This is a genomic window from Mycobacterium sp. Root135 (assembly GCF_001426545.1).
Taxonomy (GTDB): domain Bacteria; phylum Actinomycetota; class Actinomycetes; order Mycobacteriales; family Mycobacteriaceae; genus Mycobacterium.
The window spans coordinates 295536-310347 of sequence record NZ_LMEZ01000004.1; the positions used below are offsets into that span (position 1 = coordinate 295536).

Below are 14812 nucleotides of genomic sequence, written 5' to 3' on the forward strand. Positions count from 1 at the left end.
CCGCCGTCATCGCCACGCCCGACACGCTCGAGGGCAGCCTCTCCGAGGGGTTCACGGCGGTCCCCGCGACGGCAGCAGGGCCCTGGGACACCCGACGCCGCGCAGCCAGGATCGCCGTCAGGGACCAGACCGCCGTCGTCGAGCTCGCCACCGCGGTGGGAAGCGTCACACGCGGCGACAATCCGCTCAAACGCAACCACTCTCGGCCTCGGCCACCTGGTCAAGCACGCGCTCGACGTGGGGTGCACCGAGATCGTCCTCGCGCTCGGCGGCAGCGTCAGCACCGACGGCGGCGCAGGCATGCTGCACGCGCTCGGCGCGATGCTGCACTCTCTTCGCGGCCGCCCGTTGACACTAGGGATCAACGCGATCGGCAACGCCGCCTACCTGGACCTGGCCGGGTTGGACCCGCGAGTCGCCAACACGACGTTCACCGTCGTCGCCGACGTCACCAACCCGCTGCTCGGCCCCTACGGCGCCGCGACGGCCTTCGGCCCGTCGAAGGGTGCCACCCACGCCCAAGTCGTCATCCTCGAGCGCCGACTCCGCGGGTGGAGCGAACTGGTCAACGCCGCCACCGGCACGGACATGACGCTGACCCCTGGCGCAGGCGCGGCCGGCGGAACGGGGTTCGCCGCGATGGCAGTTCTCGGGGCGAATTTCCGACATCTGGTGACTCCCGCCAACCCCATCGTGCTCGACAACCCATGACACTCAAAGGAATTCCCATGACCGATCTGGCCACCCCCGTCACCTTCGACGCCGACACGGTCGCCGTCAACACGATCAGAACACTGGTCATCGACGCCGTCGCTCAGGCGAAGTCGGGGCACCCCGGCGCGGCGATGGCCCTGGCTCCGGTCGGATACACGCTGTGGAACCGGGCACTGACCTACGACGTCGACGATCCACGCTGGGTCAACCGCGACCGGTTCGTGCTGTCGGCGGGGCACGCCTCGATGCTGCTCTACGCGCTGCTGCACCTGGCTCGCGTCCGCTGCGCCGAACGCGACCGACTGACGATCGAACTCGACGACATCCGCCGGTTCCGTCAACTCGGGAGCCCGTGCGCAGGACACCCCGAATACGAACTGGCCGACGGGATCGAGTGCACGACGGGGCCGTTGGGAACGGGCGTCGCCACCAGCGTCGGCATGGCGATGGCCGGCAAATGGCAAGCGGCACAGTTCAACCGGCCGGAATTCGACGTTTTCGACTACCGCGTGTTCGCCCTGGCCGGTGACGGCGACATGATGGAGGGCATCAGCCAGGAGGCGGCGTCGCTGGCCGGGCACCTCAAACTGGACAACCTCTGCTGGATCTACGACAGCAACGCGATCACCATCGAGGGCGAGACGTCGCTGGCGTTCACCGAGGACGTGGCGACCCGCTTCCGCGCCTACGGGTGGGCCGTCACCTACGTCGCGGACGCCAACGACATCGGCGCGCTGCAAAGGGCTTTCGGTCAATTCGCCTCGCACACCGGATCTCCGATGCTCATCATCGTCCGCAGCATCATCGGCTACGGCGCACCGACGAAGCAGGGCACCGCGTCGGCGCACAGTGAACCGCTCGGCGCGGACGAGGCGCGCGCTGCCAAACGCTTCTACCAGTGGCCGGTGGACGCCCAGTTCCTCGTCCCCGACGTCGCTTACGAGCAGTTCGCGCTCGGAGTCGCCGCCAGAGGCACCAGGAAGCGCGCCGACTGGAACGCCATGCTCGCCCGATACCAAACCGCCCATCCCGAGCTGGCCGACGGGCTCGCCTCGATGATCAGCCGGACGCTGCCCGACGGCTGGGATGCCGACCTGCCCGAATTCACCCCCGACGACGGCCCGATGGCCGGACGAATGGCCAATCACCAAGTCCTCAACGCGGTGGCCACGGCGGTGCCGTGGCTGCTGGGCGGCGCGTCCGACCTGGCACCGTCGACCAAGACGGCGCTCGACGACTGCGGGCACTTCGGTCCCGCCGACTACGCCGGGAGGAATCTGCACTTCGGGGTGCGCGAGGCCGCGGCCGCGGCAGCCGCGAACGGGTTGGCGCTGTGCGGGTTACGCCCCTTCCAAGCCGGCTTCCTCGTCTTCTCCGACTTCCAGCGGGGACCTCTGCGCCTCGGCGCCCTGATGGGCCAACCGGTGATCCACGTCTACACCCACGACTCCATCGGCATGGGTGAGGACGGTCCCACGCACCAGCCCGTCGAGCAGCTGGCCTCGCTGCGCGCGATGCCCAACATGGTCGACCTGCGCCCCGCCGACGCCAACGAAATTCGCGAAGCCTGGCGGGTCATCATGTCCGTCGTCGACGGGCCCGTCGCGCTGGTGCTGTCCAAACAGGACGGTCCCGTCTTCGACAGGACGACACTCGGGTCGGCGGCAGGCGTGGCCCGCGGCGCATACGTCTTGGCCGACCCGGCCGACGGTGCGCAGCCCGTCGCGCTGATCATCGCCACCGGAAGTGAAGTGGCACTGGCGATGCAGGCACGGGAGCTCCTCGCCGAGTCCGGCGTCGCCGTCCGCGTGGTCAGCATGCCGTCGTGGGCGTTGTTCGACGCCCAGGACCGCGACTACCGCGACTCGGTCCTGCCGCCGAGCCTCACCGCGCGGGTGTCCGTCGAGGCGGCGTCCGGTTTCGGCTGGGAACGCCACGTCGGGCCGCTGGGTCGAATCATCGCGGTCACCGGCTTCGGCGCCTCCGGGCCCGCCGCGGATCTGCGCCGCCACTTCGGCTTCACCCCCGACGACGTCGCACGTGCCGTGCACGAGGTGCTCGCGATTCACCCGAAGGAGTAGCCGCCAGTGCCGGGCGCGGGCGAACGTCAACTGACGTTCATCTGCGCGAGGTACACCGGATCCGTGCCGACGAAGACTGCAGGAGCGATGCCATGACCACACCGAGCCGACGCGAGGATCCGTCGTCGCGACGCATGATCGACCTGGCCACCGGAATGCTGATGGGACTCCGCGGATGCTCGGAGCGTGACGCCTTCGACGACCTCGTCAAGGCGGTCCACGAAACCGGCATCGGCCCAGCCGCTCTGGCGACGGCCCTGGTGCACCTGGTCGGCGGCGAGCGCGACGGAGTTCCCCATCAGACCGAGGCAGCCCTCGTCTGGGGTCACCTGCTGCCGGCGCGGGTCGCGTCGGCCGCCGTGGCCGAATGACTCCGCCGACAGTGACCTACGACGCACCGACCGGTGACGTCCGGTCGGCGTTCCAGCACGCGTTGATGTGCGCCATCACCGATGGACGCCTTCCTGGCAGAAGTTGTCCGTTGCGCGCGAACACCTGGGCGGCGATCGAGGCGATCGCGCGCAATCATCCCGAAGCCGCAACCGAGTTGATCAACCACGCCTACGACTCGTTCCAGTCTGAGTACGGCGCGGTCGGCTGACGGCCTGCCCGCCATGGGCTCTGATCGCCGCTCCCAGCTAAACGTTTGCCAGGTCGGCGCGAACCCTGCGCTCTACCAGTAGCGGCACGAGGTCGGAAGACGCGAAGGCCCTTCAGGCTCGAACGCTCCTGAAGGAATTGCGCGACCAGGTCGAGACGGTGTCTCGCAAGCTGGAGATCGTCGAAATCAGTCCAGGTCCGCTCGCGGCATCGCCTACGTTCACCGTCACCAGTCCGAGTTGCGTCGAGAGCTCCGAGAAGCGCACCGACTCGTGGACGCCCTACGCGCCGTCACCGGGAGACCCTCACCTGCGCTCTGCCACGCGACTCCGCTGCGCACGTGTAGGTCGAGCCGTTCGCGAAGACCCAGACCCCACAACGCAGCCAGGCCCCCTCGAAAGGGGGCCTGGCTGGGTGTGGCAGGTACAGGATTCGAACCTGTGTAGGCGTTAGCCGACGGATTTACAGTCCGCTCCCATTGGCCGCTCGGGCAACCTGCCGGGATTCGCACCAATCCGGAACCCCGGTTTGGTGCGACTAGCAGGGTACAACGAGGATGGTCCCAACACGAAAACGCATCAACATAGGAGGGAGCCATCCATGGCGGATTCCAGCTTCGACGTCGTCAGCAAGGCCGATCGCCAAGAGGTCGACAACGCGCTCAACCAAGCTGCCAAGGAGTTGTCCACCCGATTCGACTTCCGCGGCACCGAGACCACCATCGAATGGCAGGGTGAGGAGGGCATCATCCTCGTCTCCTCCACCGAGGAGCGCGTGAAGGCCGCCGTCGACGTCTTCAAGGAAAAGCTCATCCGACGCGACATCTCGATGAAGGCCTTCGACGCCGGCGACCCTCAGGCCTCCGGCAAGACCTACAAGGTCATCGGCAGCATCAAGCAGGGCATCGACAGCGAGAACGCCAAGAAGATCACCAAGCTCATCCGCGACGAGGGCCCCAAGGGCGTCAAGGCGCAGATTCAGGGCGAGGAGATCCGCGTCAGCTCCAAGAAGCGCGACGACCTGCAGGCCGTGCAGTCGCTGCTGCGGGGCGCCGACCTCGAGGTGGCTCTGCAGTTCGTCAACTACCGGTAGCGCGCCGAACGTGACGCCACGGTGAGAATGGCGCGGCTTTCTCGCAGTGGCATCACAATGGGCGACGGCCAGCCGCCCCAGCACCCGTGAATGCAACGAGCCCGGAGACGTTGGACGTCTCCGGGCTCGTTGTTGGTTCAGCGCCCGCTAGGGCGAGGTAAGGCCTATTACGACTCGGGGTCCGACCCACCGTTCTGGATCGCGCGGATGAACTGGCCGGGGGCGTTCGCGAGGCTGTTGGCCAGGGTTCCCGGCGCGGCAGCCAAAGCTCCACCGGCAATCACAGGCGAGGTGGCGATGATGCCTGCGCCTGTTGCAAACTGGCTCGGAAGGCCCGCCACGCCAGCGGCGAACTGTCCGGGCACGGCTACGAGACCACAGCTGCCGTCGCCCGGGTTCGAACCATCCTCATTGGGCGGGCATCCCACACCTGCGAGGTTCTCGACACTGGCAAGACCACACTTGGAAAAGGTGCCCGTGCCCTTGCCCCCGGCGGTGTATTCCGCACAACTCTGACCGGCGAGCTGCGCCGGCGCCGCAGCGACGTTGTCCGCAATGGTGCACGGAATGGACGTGAGTCCAGGTGCGCAGGCTGCCGACGCAGGCGCGGCCATCCCCGCGAACAAGCCGGCGAAGAGACCGGCGGCGGCGATCACCAGAGCCGCCAAGAACTTTGAAATCACGGATTCTCCTAAGTATGAGCAACGAGCGCGTGTGCGATGCGCCATAGCATAACCCCCTGAGAGCCTCAGTAGCGCACCAAAATGCAAGTTCGTCATCAGGCCGCCTGGCAACCATAATTGACGTACTAATCAACGATCTTGACCGTGAAAGAAAAGCCTTGCGTCGCCAAAGCATTCACTCGTCGAGGCCGTCGGCCATACCCTGTTCGCCATGGCACCTGCGCAGCGCAAACCGAACGTCGTCGTCCTAGGTGGAGGGTCCTGGGGCACCACGGTGGCCTCCATTTGCGCCCGCCGCGGCCCAACCCTGCAGTGGGTTCGCTCCCAGCAAACCGCCGACGACATCAACGACAACCACCGCAACTCCCGATACTTAGGCGAGGAGGTCGAGCTCGCCGAGAGCCTTCGCGCCACCACCGACTTCGCCGAGGCCGCCAATTGCGCCGACGTCTTGGTGATGGGCGTGCCGTCACACGGCTTCCGTGGCGTGCTGGAGGAACTGGCGAAGGAACTGCGGCCGTGGGTGCCCGTCGTGTCCTTGGTGAAGGGCCTCGAGCAGGGCACCAACATGCGGATGAGCGAGATCGTCAACGAGGTGCTGCCCGGTCACCCGGCCGGAATCCTCGCCGGCCCCAACATCGCTCGCGAGGTGGCCGAGGGCTACGCCGCCGCGGCGGTGCTCGCCATGCCCGACCAACTGCTGGCCGCAAACCTGGGAAACCTGTTCCGCACCCAGCGTTTCCGCACCTACACCACCGACGACGTGGTGGGCGTCGAGATGGCCGGCGCGCTCAAGAACGTCTACGCGATCGCCGTCGGCATGGGCTACAGCCTCGGCATCGGCGAAAACACCCGCGCGATGGTGATGGCGCGCGCCGTGCGGGAGATGTCGAAGCTCGGTGAAGCCATGGGCGGTCACCGCGACACGTTCGCCGGGCTGGCGGGCATGGGCGACCTGATCGTCACCTGCACCAGCCAGCGCAGCCGCAATCGCCACGTCGGCGAACAGCTGGGTTCCGGCAAGTCGATCGACGAGATCATCGCGTCGATGAATCAGGTAGCCGAAGGCGTGAAGGCCGCCAGCGTCATCATGGAATTCGCCGACAAGCACGGCCTGAACATGCCGATCGCCCGCGAGGTGGACCGCGTCATCAACCACGGGTCGACGGTCGAGGACGCCTACCGCGGCCTCGCGGCCGAGAAGCCGGGCCACGAGGTGCACGGCTCCGGCTTCTAGCGGCCCGTCAGTTGGCGTACGGGTTCGACGGCTGCGGCCGGTCGATCAGCGGGTTGTTCGGGTCGACGGCAAAGCTTCCCGCCGGGCTCAGGACGAAGCCGCCGCCGTCGTAGTTGTTGGTGCACGTCGTCGTCGTGCCGTCGGTGCCGCACGTGACGTTGCGGAAGCTGATCTTCGTCCCGGGCTCGAGGCGCTTGGGCAAGGTGTCGAATACGTACAGCGGACGATCGGAGCTCGAGAAGCCCGCCGGGCCGACCTGCTGACCCGTGACCACGTTGGCGCCGTTCGGCGCGGCCGGGAGGGGCCCGCTGCAGCCGTAGTTGCCGGAATTGCGGTTGATGATGCAGGCGACGTCGCCCGGCACGGCGAAGCCGTAGAGCGACCCGTCCTGCAGCAGGAACTCCGACGGCTTGACCGACGCAAAGCCCATCACGTTGGGAGCCGGCGGCGAGGGCGGCGGCCCTGGTTCCGGATCGGCGGCCGCAATTCCGGGCACGCCGATCACGGCTGCCCCCACAGCGACCAGGCCGATCAGAAGTCTGCTTAGCACGCGATCAGCGTAGAGCAGGCGTCCCTCGGGTGCGGGCTTACCAAACGGAGTAGTCGTCACACCGGGGTCATCGGTCGACGCCGACGAAACGTTAACCGTGGCGTCAGTACTGCCCGGGGCCCCGGCCGGCCATCTGCTCAAGGCGCGCGATGCGCTCCTCCATCGGAGGGTGCGTGGAGAACAGCTTGCCGATCTTCTCGCCGGCCCGAAACGGGTTGGCGATCATCAAGTGCGCCTGGTCGGCCAGCTGCGTCTCGGGAGGCAACGGCGCCAACTCCACGCCGCGGGAGATCTTGCGCAGCGCACTGGCCAACGCGAGCGGGTCACCGGTCAGCTCGGCTCCGGACTGGTCGGCCTGGAACTCCCGCGACCGCGACACGGCCATCTTGATGACGGTCGCCGCGATGGGACCGAGCAGCGAAACCAGCAGGATCGCAAAGGGATTGGTGCCACCCTCGCGGTTCCCGCCGAACATGCTCGCGAAGAAGGCGAGGTTCGCCAGCGCCGTGATGACCGACGCCATTGCGCCCGCCACGCAGGAGATCAGGATGTCGCGGTTGTAGACGTGCGACAACTCGTGACCGAGCACGGCCCGCAGCTCGCGCTCCTCGAGGATGTCAAGGATCCCGGTGGTGCAGCAGACCGCCGCGTTGCGGGGATTGCGCCCCGTCGCGAAGGCGTTGGGCGCGGCGGTGTCGCTGACGTACAGCCGCGGCATCGGCTGGTGCGCCGTCGTCGCCAACTCGCGGACGATGCGATACATCGCGGGAGCCTGCATTTCGTTGACCGGCTGGGCGTGCATCGCCTTCAGCGCCAACTTGTCACTGTTGAAGTAGACCCACACGTTCATGCCGACCGCGAACAGCACGGCGAGGAACATGATGGATCTGCCGAACAGCGCGCCCACGAACACGATCAGCCCGGAGAAGACGGCGAGCAACACGAACGTCTTGAACCGGTTCGCGTGGGGATGCCAAGTCATTGGCCCTCCTACTCAAACCACCGACTACTCAAACCTTGGGAGTCGTTCGCTGAACCAACGCACGGGAGGCCGTGTCTGGTTCCAATCAGCCGTGTCGGTTGATCGTGTAGTCGACCAGGTTGGCCAGCGCCAGGCGGCCGGGCACGTCGGGGAGTTTGGCCAGCTCGTCGCGGGCCTGCGCGGCGTAGTCGGCGACGGTTTCCTTCGCTCGCACGATGCCGCGTGACGAACGCAACAGCGCCAACGCCTCGGCGACGTCCGCGTCGTCCTCGACGGGCCCCTTGAGCAGCTGGCGCAGGCGGTCGGCGTCCGGCCCGGTCTCCTGCAACGCGTACAGCACGGGCAGCGTGTGCACGCCTTCGCGAAGGTCGGTGCCGGGCAGCTTGCCGGACTCGTCGGGGTCGCTGTCGATGTCGATGATGTCGTCGGAGATCTGGAAGGCCGTGCCGACGATGCCGCCGAGCCTGCCGAGCCGCTGGATCTGCTCGTCGTCGGCTCCGGAGAACGTCGCGCCGAACGTGCCGGACGCCGCGATCAGGCAGGCCGTCTTCTCGTACACGACCTTGAGGTAGTGCTCGACGGAGTCCGCACCGTCGACCACACCGCGCGTCTCGCGCATCTGGCCGGTGACCAGCTGCGCGAACGTGTCGGCGATGACGAGGACGGCGTCGGGACCGAGCTGGGCGACGAGCCGCGAGGCCGTCGCGAAGAGATAGTCACCGGCGAGGATCGCGATGTTGTTGCCCCAGCGCGCGTTCGCGCTGTCGGCGCCGCGTCGCACCTGAGCCTCGTCCATCACGTCGTCGTGGTAGAGCGTCGCGAGGTGCACCGCCTCGATGACGGCACCGGCGACGGTGACCTGCCAGGCGTCGGGCTCGGGCCCCAGTTGTGCCGAGAGCACGGTGAACAGCGGGCGGAACCGCTTGCCGCCGGCTTGGAAGAGGTGCTGAACGGCCTCGGCCATGAGCTCGTCGGCCTTGCCCAGCTCGGTGGCCATGAGTTCTTCGATGCGCGCCACCCCGTCGCGAACACTCGCAGCGAAGATTGCGTCCCCGAACTCCACGCCGGCGACCACGGTCGCTGGTGTCTTCATTGCTACAACATACTGGGAGGTGTGGACCTCAAACATGACGTGGTGGTGATTGGCGCTGGACCTGCCGGTTCTGCAGCCGCCGCGTGGGCGGTCCGCAACGGCCGCGACGTGCTGGTGATCGACGGTCAAGACTTCCCGAGGGACAAGGCGTGCGGCGACGGCCTCACCCCCCGCGCGATCGCCGAACTCGAGTTGCTCGGCCTCGGGCCGTGGCTGAACGGAAGGGTCCGCCATCGCGGGCTGCGGATGTCGGGCTTCGGCGCCGACGTGGAAATCGAGTGGCCAGGCCCGTCGTTCCCGCCCACCAGCAGTGCCGTCCCGCGGACCGAGCTCGACGAGCGCATCCGTCAGGTCGCCGTCGACGACGGGGCACAGATGCTTCTCGGAGTCAAAGCTGTTGACGTGGAACATGATTCAACTGGTCGCGCGACGTCGGTGACGCTTGAGGACGGCACCACGGTCGGATGCCGAGAGCTGATCGTCGCCGACGGTGTCCGCTCGACGCTGGGCCGCGTGCTGGGCCGCGAATGGCACAAGGAGACCGTCTACGGCGTCGCGATCCGCGGCTACATCGCGAGCCCACGCACCAACGAACCGTGGATCACCTCGCACCTCGAACTGCGCTCCCCCGCCGGCGAGGTCCTTCCCGGCTACGGCTGGATCTTTCCCCTCGGCGACGGTGAGGTGAACATCGGCGTCGGCGCCCTCGCGTCGGCGAAGCGACCCGCCGACGCCGCCCTGCGTCCGCTCCTCTCGCACTACACGAACCTGCGACGCGACGAGTGGGGCTTCGACGGCGAACCTCGGGCGGCACTGTCGGCGTTGTTGCCGATGGGCGGCGCGGTCTCCGGTGTCGCGGGCCCGAACTGGATGCTGATCGGCGACGCCGCGGCGTGCGTCAACCCCCTCAACGGCGAGGGCATCGACTACGGACTGGAGACCGGCCGAATGGCCGCCGAGATGCTGGGCACGGGCGATCTGACCAAGGCGTGGCCCGCCGAACTGCACCGGCACTACGCCCGCGGGTTCTCGGTGGCGCGCCGGCTCGCTCTGTTGCTGACGATCCCCCGCTTCCTGCCGACCGTCGGTCCCGTCGCGATGCGCTCGTCATTCCTCATGGAGGTCGCCGTCCGTGTGATGGGCAATCTGGTGACCGACGACGACGCGGATTGGGTTGCCAGGGCATGGCGCATGGCAGGGGCCGGATCACGCCGAATCGACGACCGAAAACCATTCAGTTGAGCAGAGCGCACCGTGTTTGCCAAACTTGCCGCTGCGGGTATGGACCGCTTACGTGTTAAATCTACGTTGACGTAAGCCATAATCGGTTTGTCATTTGCCCTCAGTGGTTACAGGCGACCAAGGGCGAAATCCGACGACGGGGGGCCCAGTAGGTGGTGCGCTCACGGACGGCCGAAACGCGTGCGGTGACGGCATTTCTGGAGTCCACCGCGGCGCGACCGTCGGCACTCGTCATCGGGGGCGAGGCTGGCATCGGCAAGACCACCCTCTGGCTGGCTGCGCTGGACCAGGCCAGGGACAACGGTTTTCACGTGTTGTCGGCCCGCGGCGGCCAAGCCGAGTCCGGGCTGACCTACGCGGTCCTCGCCGACCTTCTGGAGCCCGTGACCGCCGAGGTGCTCGACACGCTGCCCCATCTCCAACGAGTGGCTGTCGACCGCGTGCTGCTCGAAGGTGACGGCTCGGGTCCGGTCACCGACGAACGGGTGGTCGCCTCGGCATTCCTGACGCTGCTTGACCGACTGGCCGCCGACGCGCCCGTGATCGTGGCACTCGACGACGTGCAGTGGCTGGACTCCTCGAGCCAGGCAGTGGTCGCGTTCGCGACCCGTCGGCTCAAGGGCCGCATCGGGGTGCTCGCCACGGAACGAACCGAGGCCGACGGGCTGCACGGCACAGACTGGCTCAAGCTCAGCCGGCTCGACGGCGTGGAACGAATTTCGTTGGGGCCGTTGAGCGTCAGCGGGTTGCGGCAAGTCATCTCGAGCAAGTTGGGCCGCTCGTTCTCCCGGCCGACGATCGGGCGAATCAGCGAGCTCTCCGGGGGCAACCCCTTCTATGCCCTCGAGTTGGCGCGGGCGATCGACGGGCAGTCCAGCCTCGCCGACGCCGCGCTTCCGGGGTCGTTGGCCGAGCTGGTCCGTTCCCGACTCGACCAGTTCAAGGAGGACACCCAAACCGTGCTGCTCGCCGCGGCCAGCGTGGGCACACCAACGGTGGACCTGTTGGCCGAGGTCACCGAACAGACCCCACAACGCGTCGTCGAACTCCTCGAAGTGCCCGAGACCGACGGCATCGTGCACATCGCGGGAAACCGGGTGAGGTTCGCCCATCCGCTGCTCGCCCGCGGCGTCTACAGCGTGGTGGGACCCGCCCGCCGCCGACAGATGCACCGCGCCCTGGCCGGCATCGTCGAACAACCGGAGATGCGTGCACGCCACCTGGCGCTCGCCGCCTCGAGCGCGGATCCCGCGACCCTGCTGGCCCTCGACACTGCGGCGGACTCCGCCCGCGTGCGAGGGGCCCCGGCGGCCGCCGCCGAACTGTTGGACCTCGCCATCAACCTCGGCGGCGACACGCCCGACCGCCGAATCCGCTGCGCCGACCACCACTTCCGCGCCGGGGAGGCTCAACGCGCCAGCGAGCTGCTGGTGCCGACGGTCGACCAACTCCCCCCGGGCTCGCTTCGGGCGGTTGCGCTGAATCTGCTTGCCTCCATTCGCATTTACAGCGACAGCATCGTCGAGGCCATCGAATTGCTCGACCGAGCGCGCGACGACGCCGAGGACGACCTTGCACTGACCGTGCGAATCCTTCTGCTGTCGTCCTTTGCGCTGATGTACTCGGGCCAGTTGGACGCCGCCGTCGAACGCACCGACGAGGCGCTGGAACGGGCGCGAGGCCTCTCGCTGCCCGAGCTGACCAGCCAGATCCTCGCGATGTCGGTCCTGACGAAGTGCACGCGCGGCGACGGCGTCGACGAACTTAGCTTGCAACGCGCCCTCGAATTGGAGGACCTCGACGCCGACGCCCTCATGCAGTTCCGGGCCTGCGCGGTCAGGGCGATCACGCACGCGTGGACGGGTGAACTCGAAGCGGCGAGAGCGGAATCGGCCACCGTGCGGCAGCTCTGCCTGGCCCGCGGCGCCGAGAGCGACGTGATGATGTTCGACGCCCACACCGCACTCGCCGACGTGTGGCGAGGGGACTTCGCCGCCGCGGAAGTGCTCGCCGAGGAGGCCATCGAACGCGCGGAACACATTGACACGCAAAACCTTCGAGGCGTGGCACTCATGATCCGCGCCACCGTCCTTGCCCACCAAGGGCAGGAGGCCGACGCCCGCAACGACGCCAACGCCGCGCTTGCAATCGCCCGGGGAACGGGCGCACCGCAGCTCGGGATTCGAGCGTTGACGGCTCTCGGCTTCGTCGAACTGTCCGTGGGCAACCACGCCGAGGCACTGATCACCCTGCAGCCGCTGATCGACGCCTTCGGGGTGCTGCCCCGCGGCGAGATGCGCAACCTCGAGTACGTGCCGTATGCGATCGAGGCGCTCATCGCCAACGGCCGGGCCAAAGATGCCGAGCCGATGATCGAACAGCTGGAGAACGACGGTCGCCGACTGGATCGGCCGTGGCTGCTGGCGACCGGCGCCAGGGGGCGGGCGATGTGGCTGACCGCCAAGGGCGAGCTCGACCAGGCCGCCCGTGCCCTCGGCTACGCGCTGGCGCAGCACGACCGGCTGCCGATGCCGTTCGAACGGGCCCGCACACTGCTCGTGCTCGGGCAGGTGCAGCGTCGGCAACGGTTGAAGCAGGCGGCCGCCGACACCTTCGCCGAGGCGTTACGGGAGTTCGAGCGGATCGGCGCAGCGCTGTGGGCAGACCGAGTACGCGACGAACTCGGCCGGACCAAGGTCGCGGCCCCGCAGAAGCCCACGCTCACCGCATCCGAACAGCGGATCGCCGAGCTGGCCACGTCGGGGATGACGAACCGGGACGTGGCGGCGACGCTCTACGTCAGCCTCAAGACCGTCGAGGCGAACCTGACGCAGATCTACCGCAAGCTCGGTATCCGGTCGCGCGCCCAACTCGCGGCGATGCTGGCCTCGGGTGAGCTCTAGGCGTCAGGCTTGGTGGCGGCGTGCAGGGCCACGATGCCGCCGGTGAGGTTGCGCCAGCGCACCGCCGACCACCCGGCGTCGGCGATCCGTCGAGCCAGCGCAGCCTGATCCGGCCAGGCGCGGATCGACTCCGCCAGGTAGACGTAGGCGTCGGGATTGCTCGACACCGCGCGCGCAGCCGACGGCAATGCCCGCATCAGATACTCCTTGTACGCCGTGCCGAACAACGGGTTCGTCGGCGTGGAGAACTCGCACACGACCAGCCGGCCGCCGGGGCGCGTGACCCGCGCCATCTCGCGAAGCCCCTCGACGTGGTCGACGATGTTGCGCAGCCCGAAGCTGATGGTCACCGCGTCGAAGACGCCGTCGGCGAACGGCAGCTTCGTCGCGTCACCGGCCACCTTGGGCACCGGGCGATCCGCGCCTGCGGCCAGCATGCCCACCGAGAAGTCGGCGGCGACGCACCACGCCCCGGACTGACCGAGCTCGACGGTCGACACGGCCGTGCCTGCCGCGAGGTCGAGGACCGCGTCGCCGGGACCGATCTCCAGCGCGGCCCGCGTCGCGCGCCGCCAGTAGCGGTCCTGGCCCAGGGACAACACCGTGTTGGTGATGTCGTAGCGACGGGCGACGCCGTCGAACATCGACGCCACTTCGCGGGGGTTCTTCTCCAACGTCGCACGGCTCACGCCTCCGACGCTACCTGTGAATGTGCACGTCCCGGGAATGGGTAAGCGGGTGAGACGTTGGTACGACTCGAGACCCCTCGCGAGCAGTCCACCGCGTGCGGGAAGACCAGAGGAGAAGGCATGGCCGAAAAGGTGTGGTTCATCACCGGGACGTCGCGAGGCTTCGGCCGGGAGTGGACGATCGCCGCGCTCGAACGAGGTGACAAGGTCGCCGCGACGGCCCGCGACACCTCGACGCTCGACGACCTGACCGAGAAGTACGGCGACGCGCTACTGCCCATCGCGTTGGACGTGACCGACCGCGCCGCCGACTTCGCCGCCGTCCAACGGGCCCACGAGCACTTCGGCCGCCTCGACGTCGTCGTCAACAACGCGGGCTACGGCCAGTTCGGCTTCATTGAGGAGCTCTCCGAGGCCGAGGCGCGCGACCAGATCGAAACCAACGTGTTCGGCGCGCTGTGGATCACCCAGGCCGCCTTGCCGTTCCTGCGGGCCCAGCGCAGCGGCCACGTCATTCAGGTGTCGTCGATAGGCGGCATCACCGCGTTCCAAAACGTCGGCATGTACCACGCATCCAAGTGGGCGCTGGAGGGCTTCTCGCAGTCCTTGGCACAGGAGGTCGAACCGTTCGGCGTCCACGTGACGCTCGTCGAGCCGGGCGGCTTCTCCACCGACTGGGCGGGATCGTCGGCCAAGCACGCCGAGGAGATCGCCGACTACGCCGAGGTTCACGAGGCGGCCAGGAAGGCCCGCGCGCAGCGCACGTCGGCGTCCGGTGACCCGAAGGCCTCAGCCGCTGCGATCCTCAAGGTGGTCGACGCCGAGAAGCCGCCGCTGCGAGTCTTCTTCGGCAGCTTGCCGATTCAGCTGGCCAAGGCCGACTACGAGAGCCGCATCAAGACGTGGGAGGAATGGCAGCCGGTCGCCGAACTCGCGCAGGGCTGAC

The 14812-nt window shown here is 67.9% G+C and carries 14 protein-coding genes and 1 tRNA gene; 9 read left to right on the forward strand and 6 right to left on the reverse strand.

The window, feature by feature from the left end; all coding sequences use genetic code 11:
- Positions 1-180 precede the first annotated feature (180 nt).
- The 4 genes from ASD37_RS09075 to ASD37_RS09090 all read left to right on the forward strand — a co-directional run bounded on the left by ASD37_RS09075 (position 181) and on the right by ASD37_RS09090 (position 3396).
- Positions 181-711 carry a glycerate kinase gene (locus tag ASD37_RS09075; RefSeq protein ID WP_082570048.1) on the forward strand — a complete coding sequence of 177 codons (531 nt, stop codon included), beginning with the start codon at positions 181-183 and terminating at the stop codon, positions 709-711.
- Between the two features lie 17 nt (positions 712-728).
- Positions 729-2795, forward strand: a complete 2067-nt coding sequence (gene tkt / locus ASD37_RS09080) for a transketolase (RefSeq protein WP_056550641.1) — start codon at positions 729-731, stop codon at positions 2793-2795.
- Between the two features lie 92 nt (positions 2796-2887).
- The gene (locus tag ASD37_RS09085; protein WP_056550642.1) at positions 2888-3166 is read left to right on the forward strand and encodes an ANTAR domain-containing protein; all 279 of its coding nucleotides are present in this window, start codon (positions 2888-2890) and stop codon (positions 3164-3166) included.
- Positions 3163-3396, forward strand: coding sequence for a hypothetical protein (locus tag ASD37_RS09090; RefSeq protein ID WP_156720817.1), 234 nt, complete (start codon positions 3163-3165; stop codon positions 3394-3396). The genes ASD37_RS09085 and ASD37_RS09090 overlap by 4 nt, the downstream gene beginning before the upstream one ends.
- A gap of 416 nt (positions 3397-3812) precedes the next feature.
- Here the strand turns inward: ASD37_RS09090 and ASD37_RS09095 are convergent.
- Positions 3813-3895, reverse strand: a tRNA-Tyr gene (locus ASD37_RS09095).
- A 100-nt stretch (positions 3896-3995) separates the two neighbouring features.
- On the opposite strand from ASD37_RS09095, the gene ASD37_RS09100 reads away from it, so the two are divergent.
- On the forward strand, positions 3996-4487 hold the full coding sequence (locus tag ASD37_RS09100; protein ID WP_056550644.1) for a YajQ family cyclic di-GMP-binding protein: 492 nt from the start codon (positions 3996-3998) through the stop codon (positions 4485-4487).
- Between the two features lie 167 nt (positions 4488-4654).
- Here ASD37_RS09100 and ASD37_RS09105 read toward each other — a convergent pair whose 3' ends face one another.
- Positions 4655-5170, reverse strand: coding sequence for a hypothetical protein (locus ASD37_RS09105; RefSeq protein WP_056550645.1), 516 nt, complete (start codon positions 5168-5170; stop codon positions 4655-4657).
- A gap of 211 nt (positions 5171-5381) precedes the next feature.
- Here ASD37_RS09105 and ASD37_RS09110 point away from each other — a divergent pair, with 211 nt between their 5' ends.
- The gene (locus ASD37_RS09110) at positions 5382-6407 is read left to right on the forward strand and encodes an NAD(P)H-dependent glycerol-3-phosphate dehydrogenase (protein ID WP_056550646.1); all 1026 of its coding nucleotides are present in this window, start codon (positions 5382-5384) and stop codon (positions 6405-6407) included.
- 7 nt (positions 6408-6414) lie between these two features.
- Here ASD37_RS09110 and ASD37_RS09115 read toward each other — a convergent pair whose 3' ends face one another.
- The 3 genes from ASD37_RS09115 to grcC1 all read right to left on the reverse strand — a co-directional run bounded on the left by ASD37_RS09115 (position 6415) and on the right by grcC1 (position 9032).
- Positions 6415-6957 (reverse strand): hypothetical protein, encoded by a 543-nt coding sequence (locus ASD37_RS09115; RefSeq protein ID WP_056550647.1) that lies wholly within the window; start codon positions 6955-6957, stop codon positions 6415-6417.
- 103 nt (positions 6958-7060) lie between these two features.
- On the reverse strand, positions 7061-7939 hold the full coding sequence (gene htpX, locus ASD37_RS09120) for a zinc metalloprotease HtpX (protein ID WP_056550648.1): 879 nt from the start codon (positions 7937-7939) through the stop codon (positions 7061-7063).
- Positions 7940-8024: 85 nt separating this feature from the next.
- On the reverse strand, positions 8025-9032 hold the full coding sequence (grcC1, locus tag ASD37_RS09125; protein ID WP_162253253.1) for a nonaprenyl/(2E,6E)-farnesyl/geranylgeranyl diphosphat synthase: 1008 nt from the start codon (positions 9030-9032) through the stop codon (positions 8025-8027).
- A 21-nt stretch (positions 9033-9053) separates the two neighbouring features.
- Here grcC1 and menJ point away from each other — a divergent pair, with 21 nt between their 5' ends.
- Positions 9054-10274 (forward strand): menaquinone reductase, encoded by a 1221-nt coding sequence (gene menJ / locus ASD37_RS09130; RefSeq protein ID WP_056550649.1) that lies wholly within the window; start codon positions 9054-9056, stop codon positions 10272-10274.
- Between the two features lie 155 nt (positions 10275-10429).
- The gene (locus ASD37_RS09135; protein WP_370072717.1) at positions 10430-13177 is read left to right on the forward strand and encodes an AAA family ATPase; all 2748 of its coding nucleotides are present in this window, start codon (positions 10430-10432) and stop codon (positions 13175-13177) included.
- On the opposite strand, the gene ASD37_RS09140 is transcribed toward ASD37_RS09135, so the two are convergent.
- Positions 13174-13866: a demethylmenaquinone methyltransferase gene (locus ASD37_RS09140; protein WP_056550651.1), complete on the reverse strand. Its 693-nt coding sequence runs from the start codon at positions 13864-13866 to the stop codon at positions 13174-13176. The genes ASD37_RS09135 and ASD37_RS09140 overlap by 4 nt on opposite strands.
- A 120-nt stretch (positions 13867-13986) precedes the next feature.
- On the opposite strand from ASD37_RS09140, the gene ASD37_RS09145 reads away from it, so the two are divergent.
- On the forward strand, positions 13987-14811 hold the full coding sequence (locus tag ASD37_RS09145; protein WP_056550652.1) for an SDR family oxidoreductase: 825 nt from the start codon (positions 13987-13989) through the stop codon (positions 14809-14811).
- Position 14812 lies beyond the last annotated feature (1 nt).

Excerpts from the sequence above, each read along its gene's own strand:
- htpX (WP_056550648.1), bottom strand. The coding sequence starts at position 7,939 with ATGACTTGGCATCCCCACGCGAACCGGTTCAAGACGTTCGTGTTGCTC.
- tkt (WP_056550641.1), top strand. The coding sequence starts at position 729 with ATGACCGATCTGGCCACCCCCGTCACCTTCGACGCCGACACGGTCGCC.
- ASD37_RS09085 (WP_056550642.1), top strand. The coding sequence starts at position 2,888 with ATGACCACACCGAGCCGACGCGAGGATCCGTCGTCGCGACGCATGATC.
- ASD37_RS09100 (WP_056550644.1), top strand. The coding sequence starts at position 3,996 with ATGGCGGATTCCAGCTTCGACGTCGTCAGCAAGGCCGATCGCCAAGAG.
- grcC1 (WP_162253253.1), bottom strand. The coding sequence starts at position 9,032 with ATGAAGACACCAGCGACCGTGGTCGCCGGCGTGGAGTTCGGGGACGCA.
- ASD37_RS09145 (WP_056550652.1), top strand. The coding sequence starts at position 13,987 with ATGGCCGAAAAGGTGTGGTTCATCACCGGGACGTCGCGAGGCTTCGGC.
- ASD37_RS09110 (WP_056550646.1), top strand. The coding sequence starts at position 5,382 with ATGGCACCTGCGCAGCGCAAACCGAACGTCGTCGTCCTAGGTGGAGGG.
- ASD37_RS09090 (WP_156720817.1), top strand. The coding sequence starts at position 3,163 with ATGACTCCGCCGACAGTGACCTACGACGCACCGACCGGTGACGTCCGG.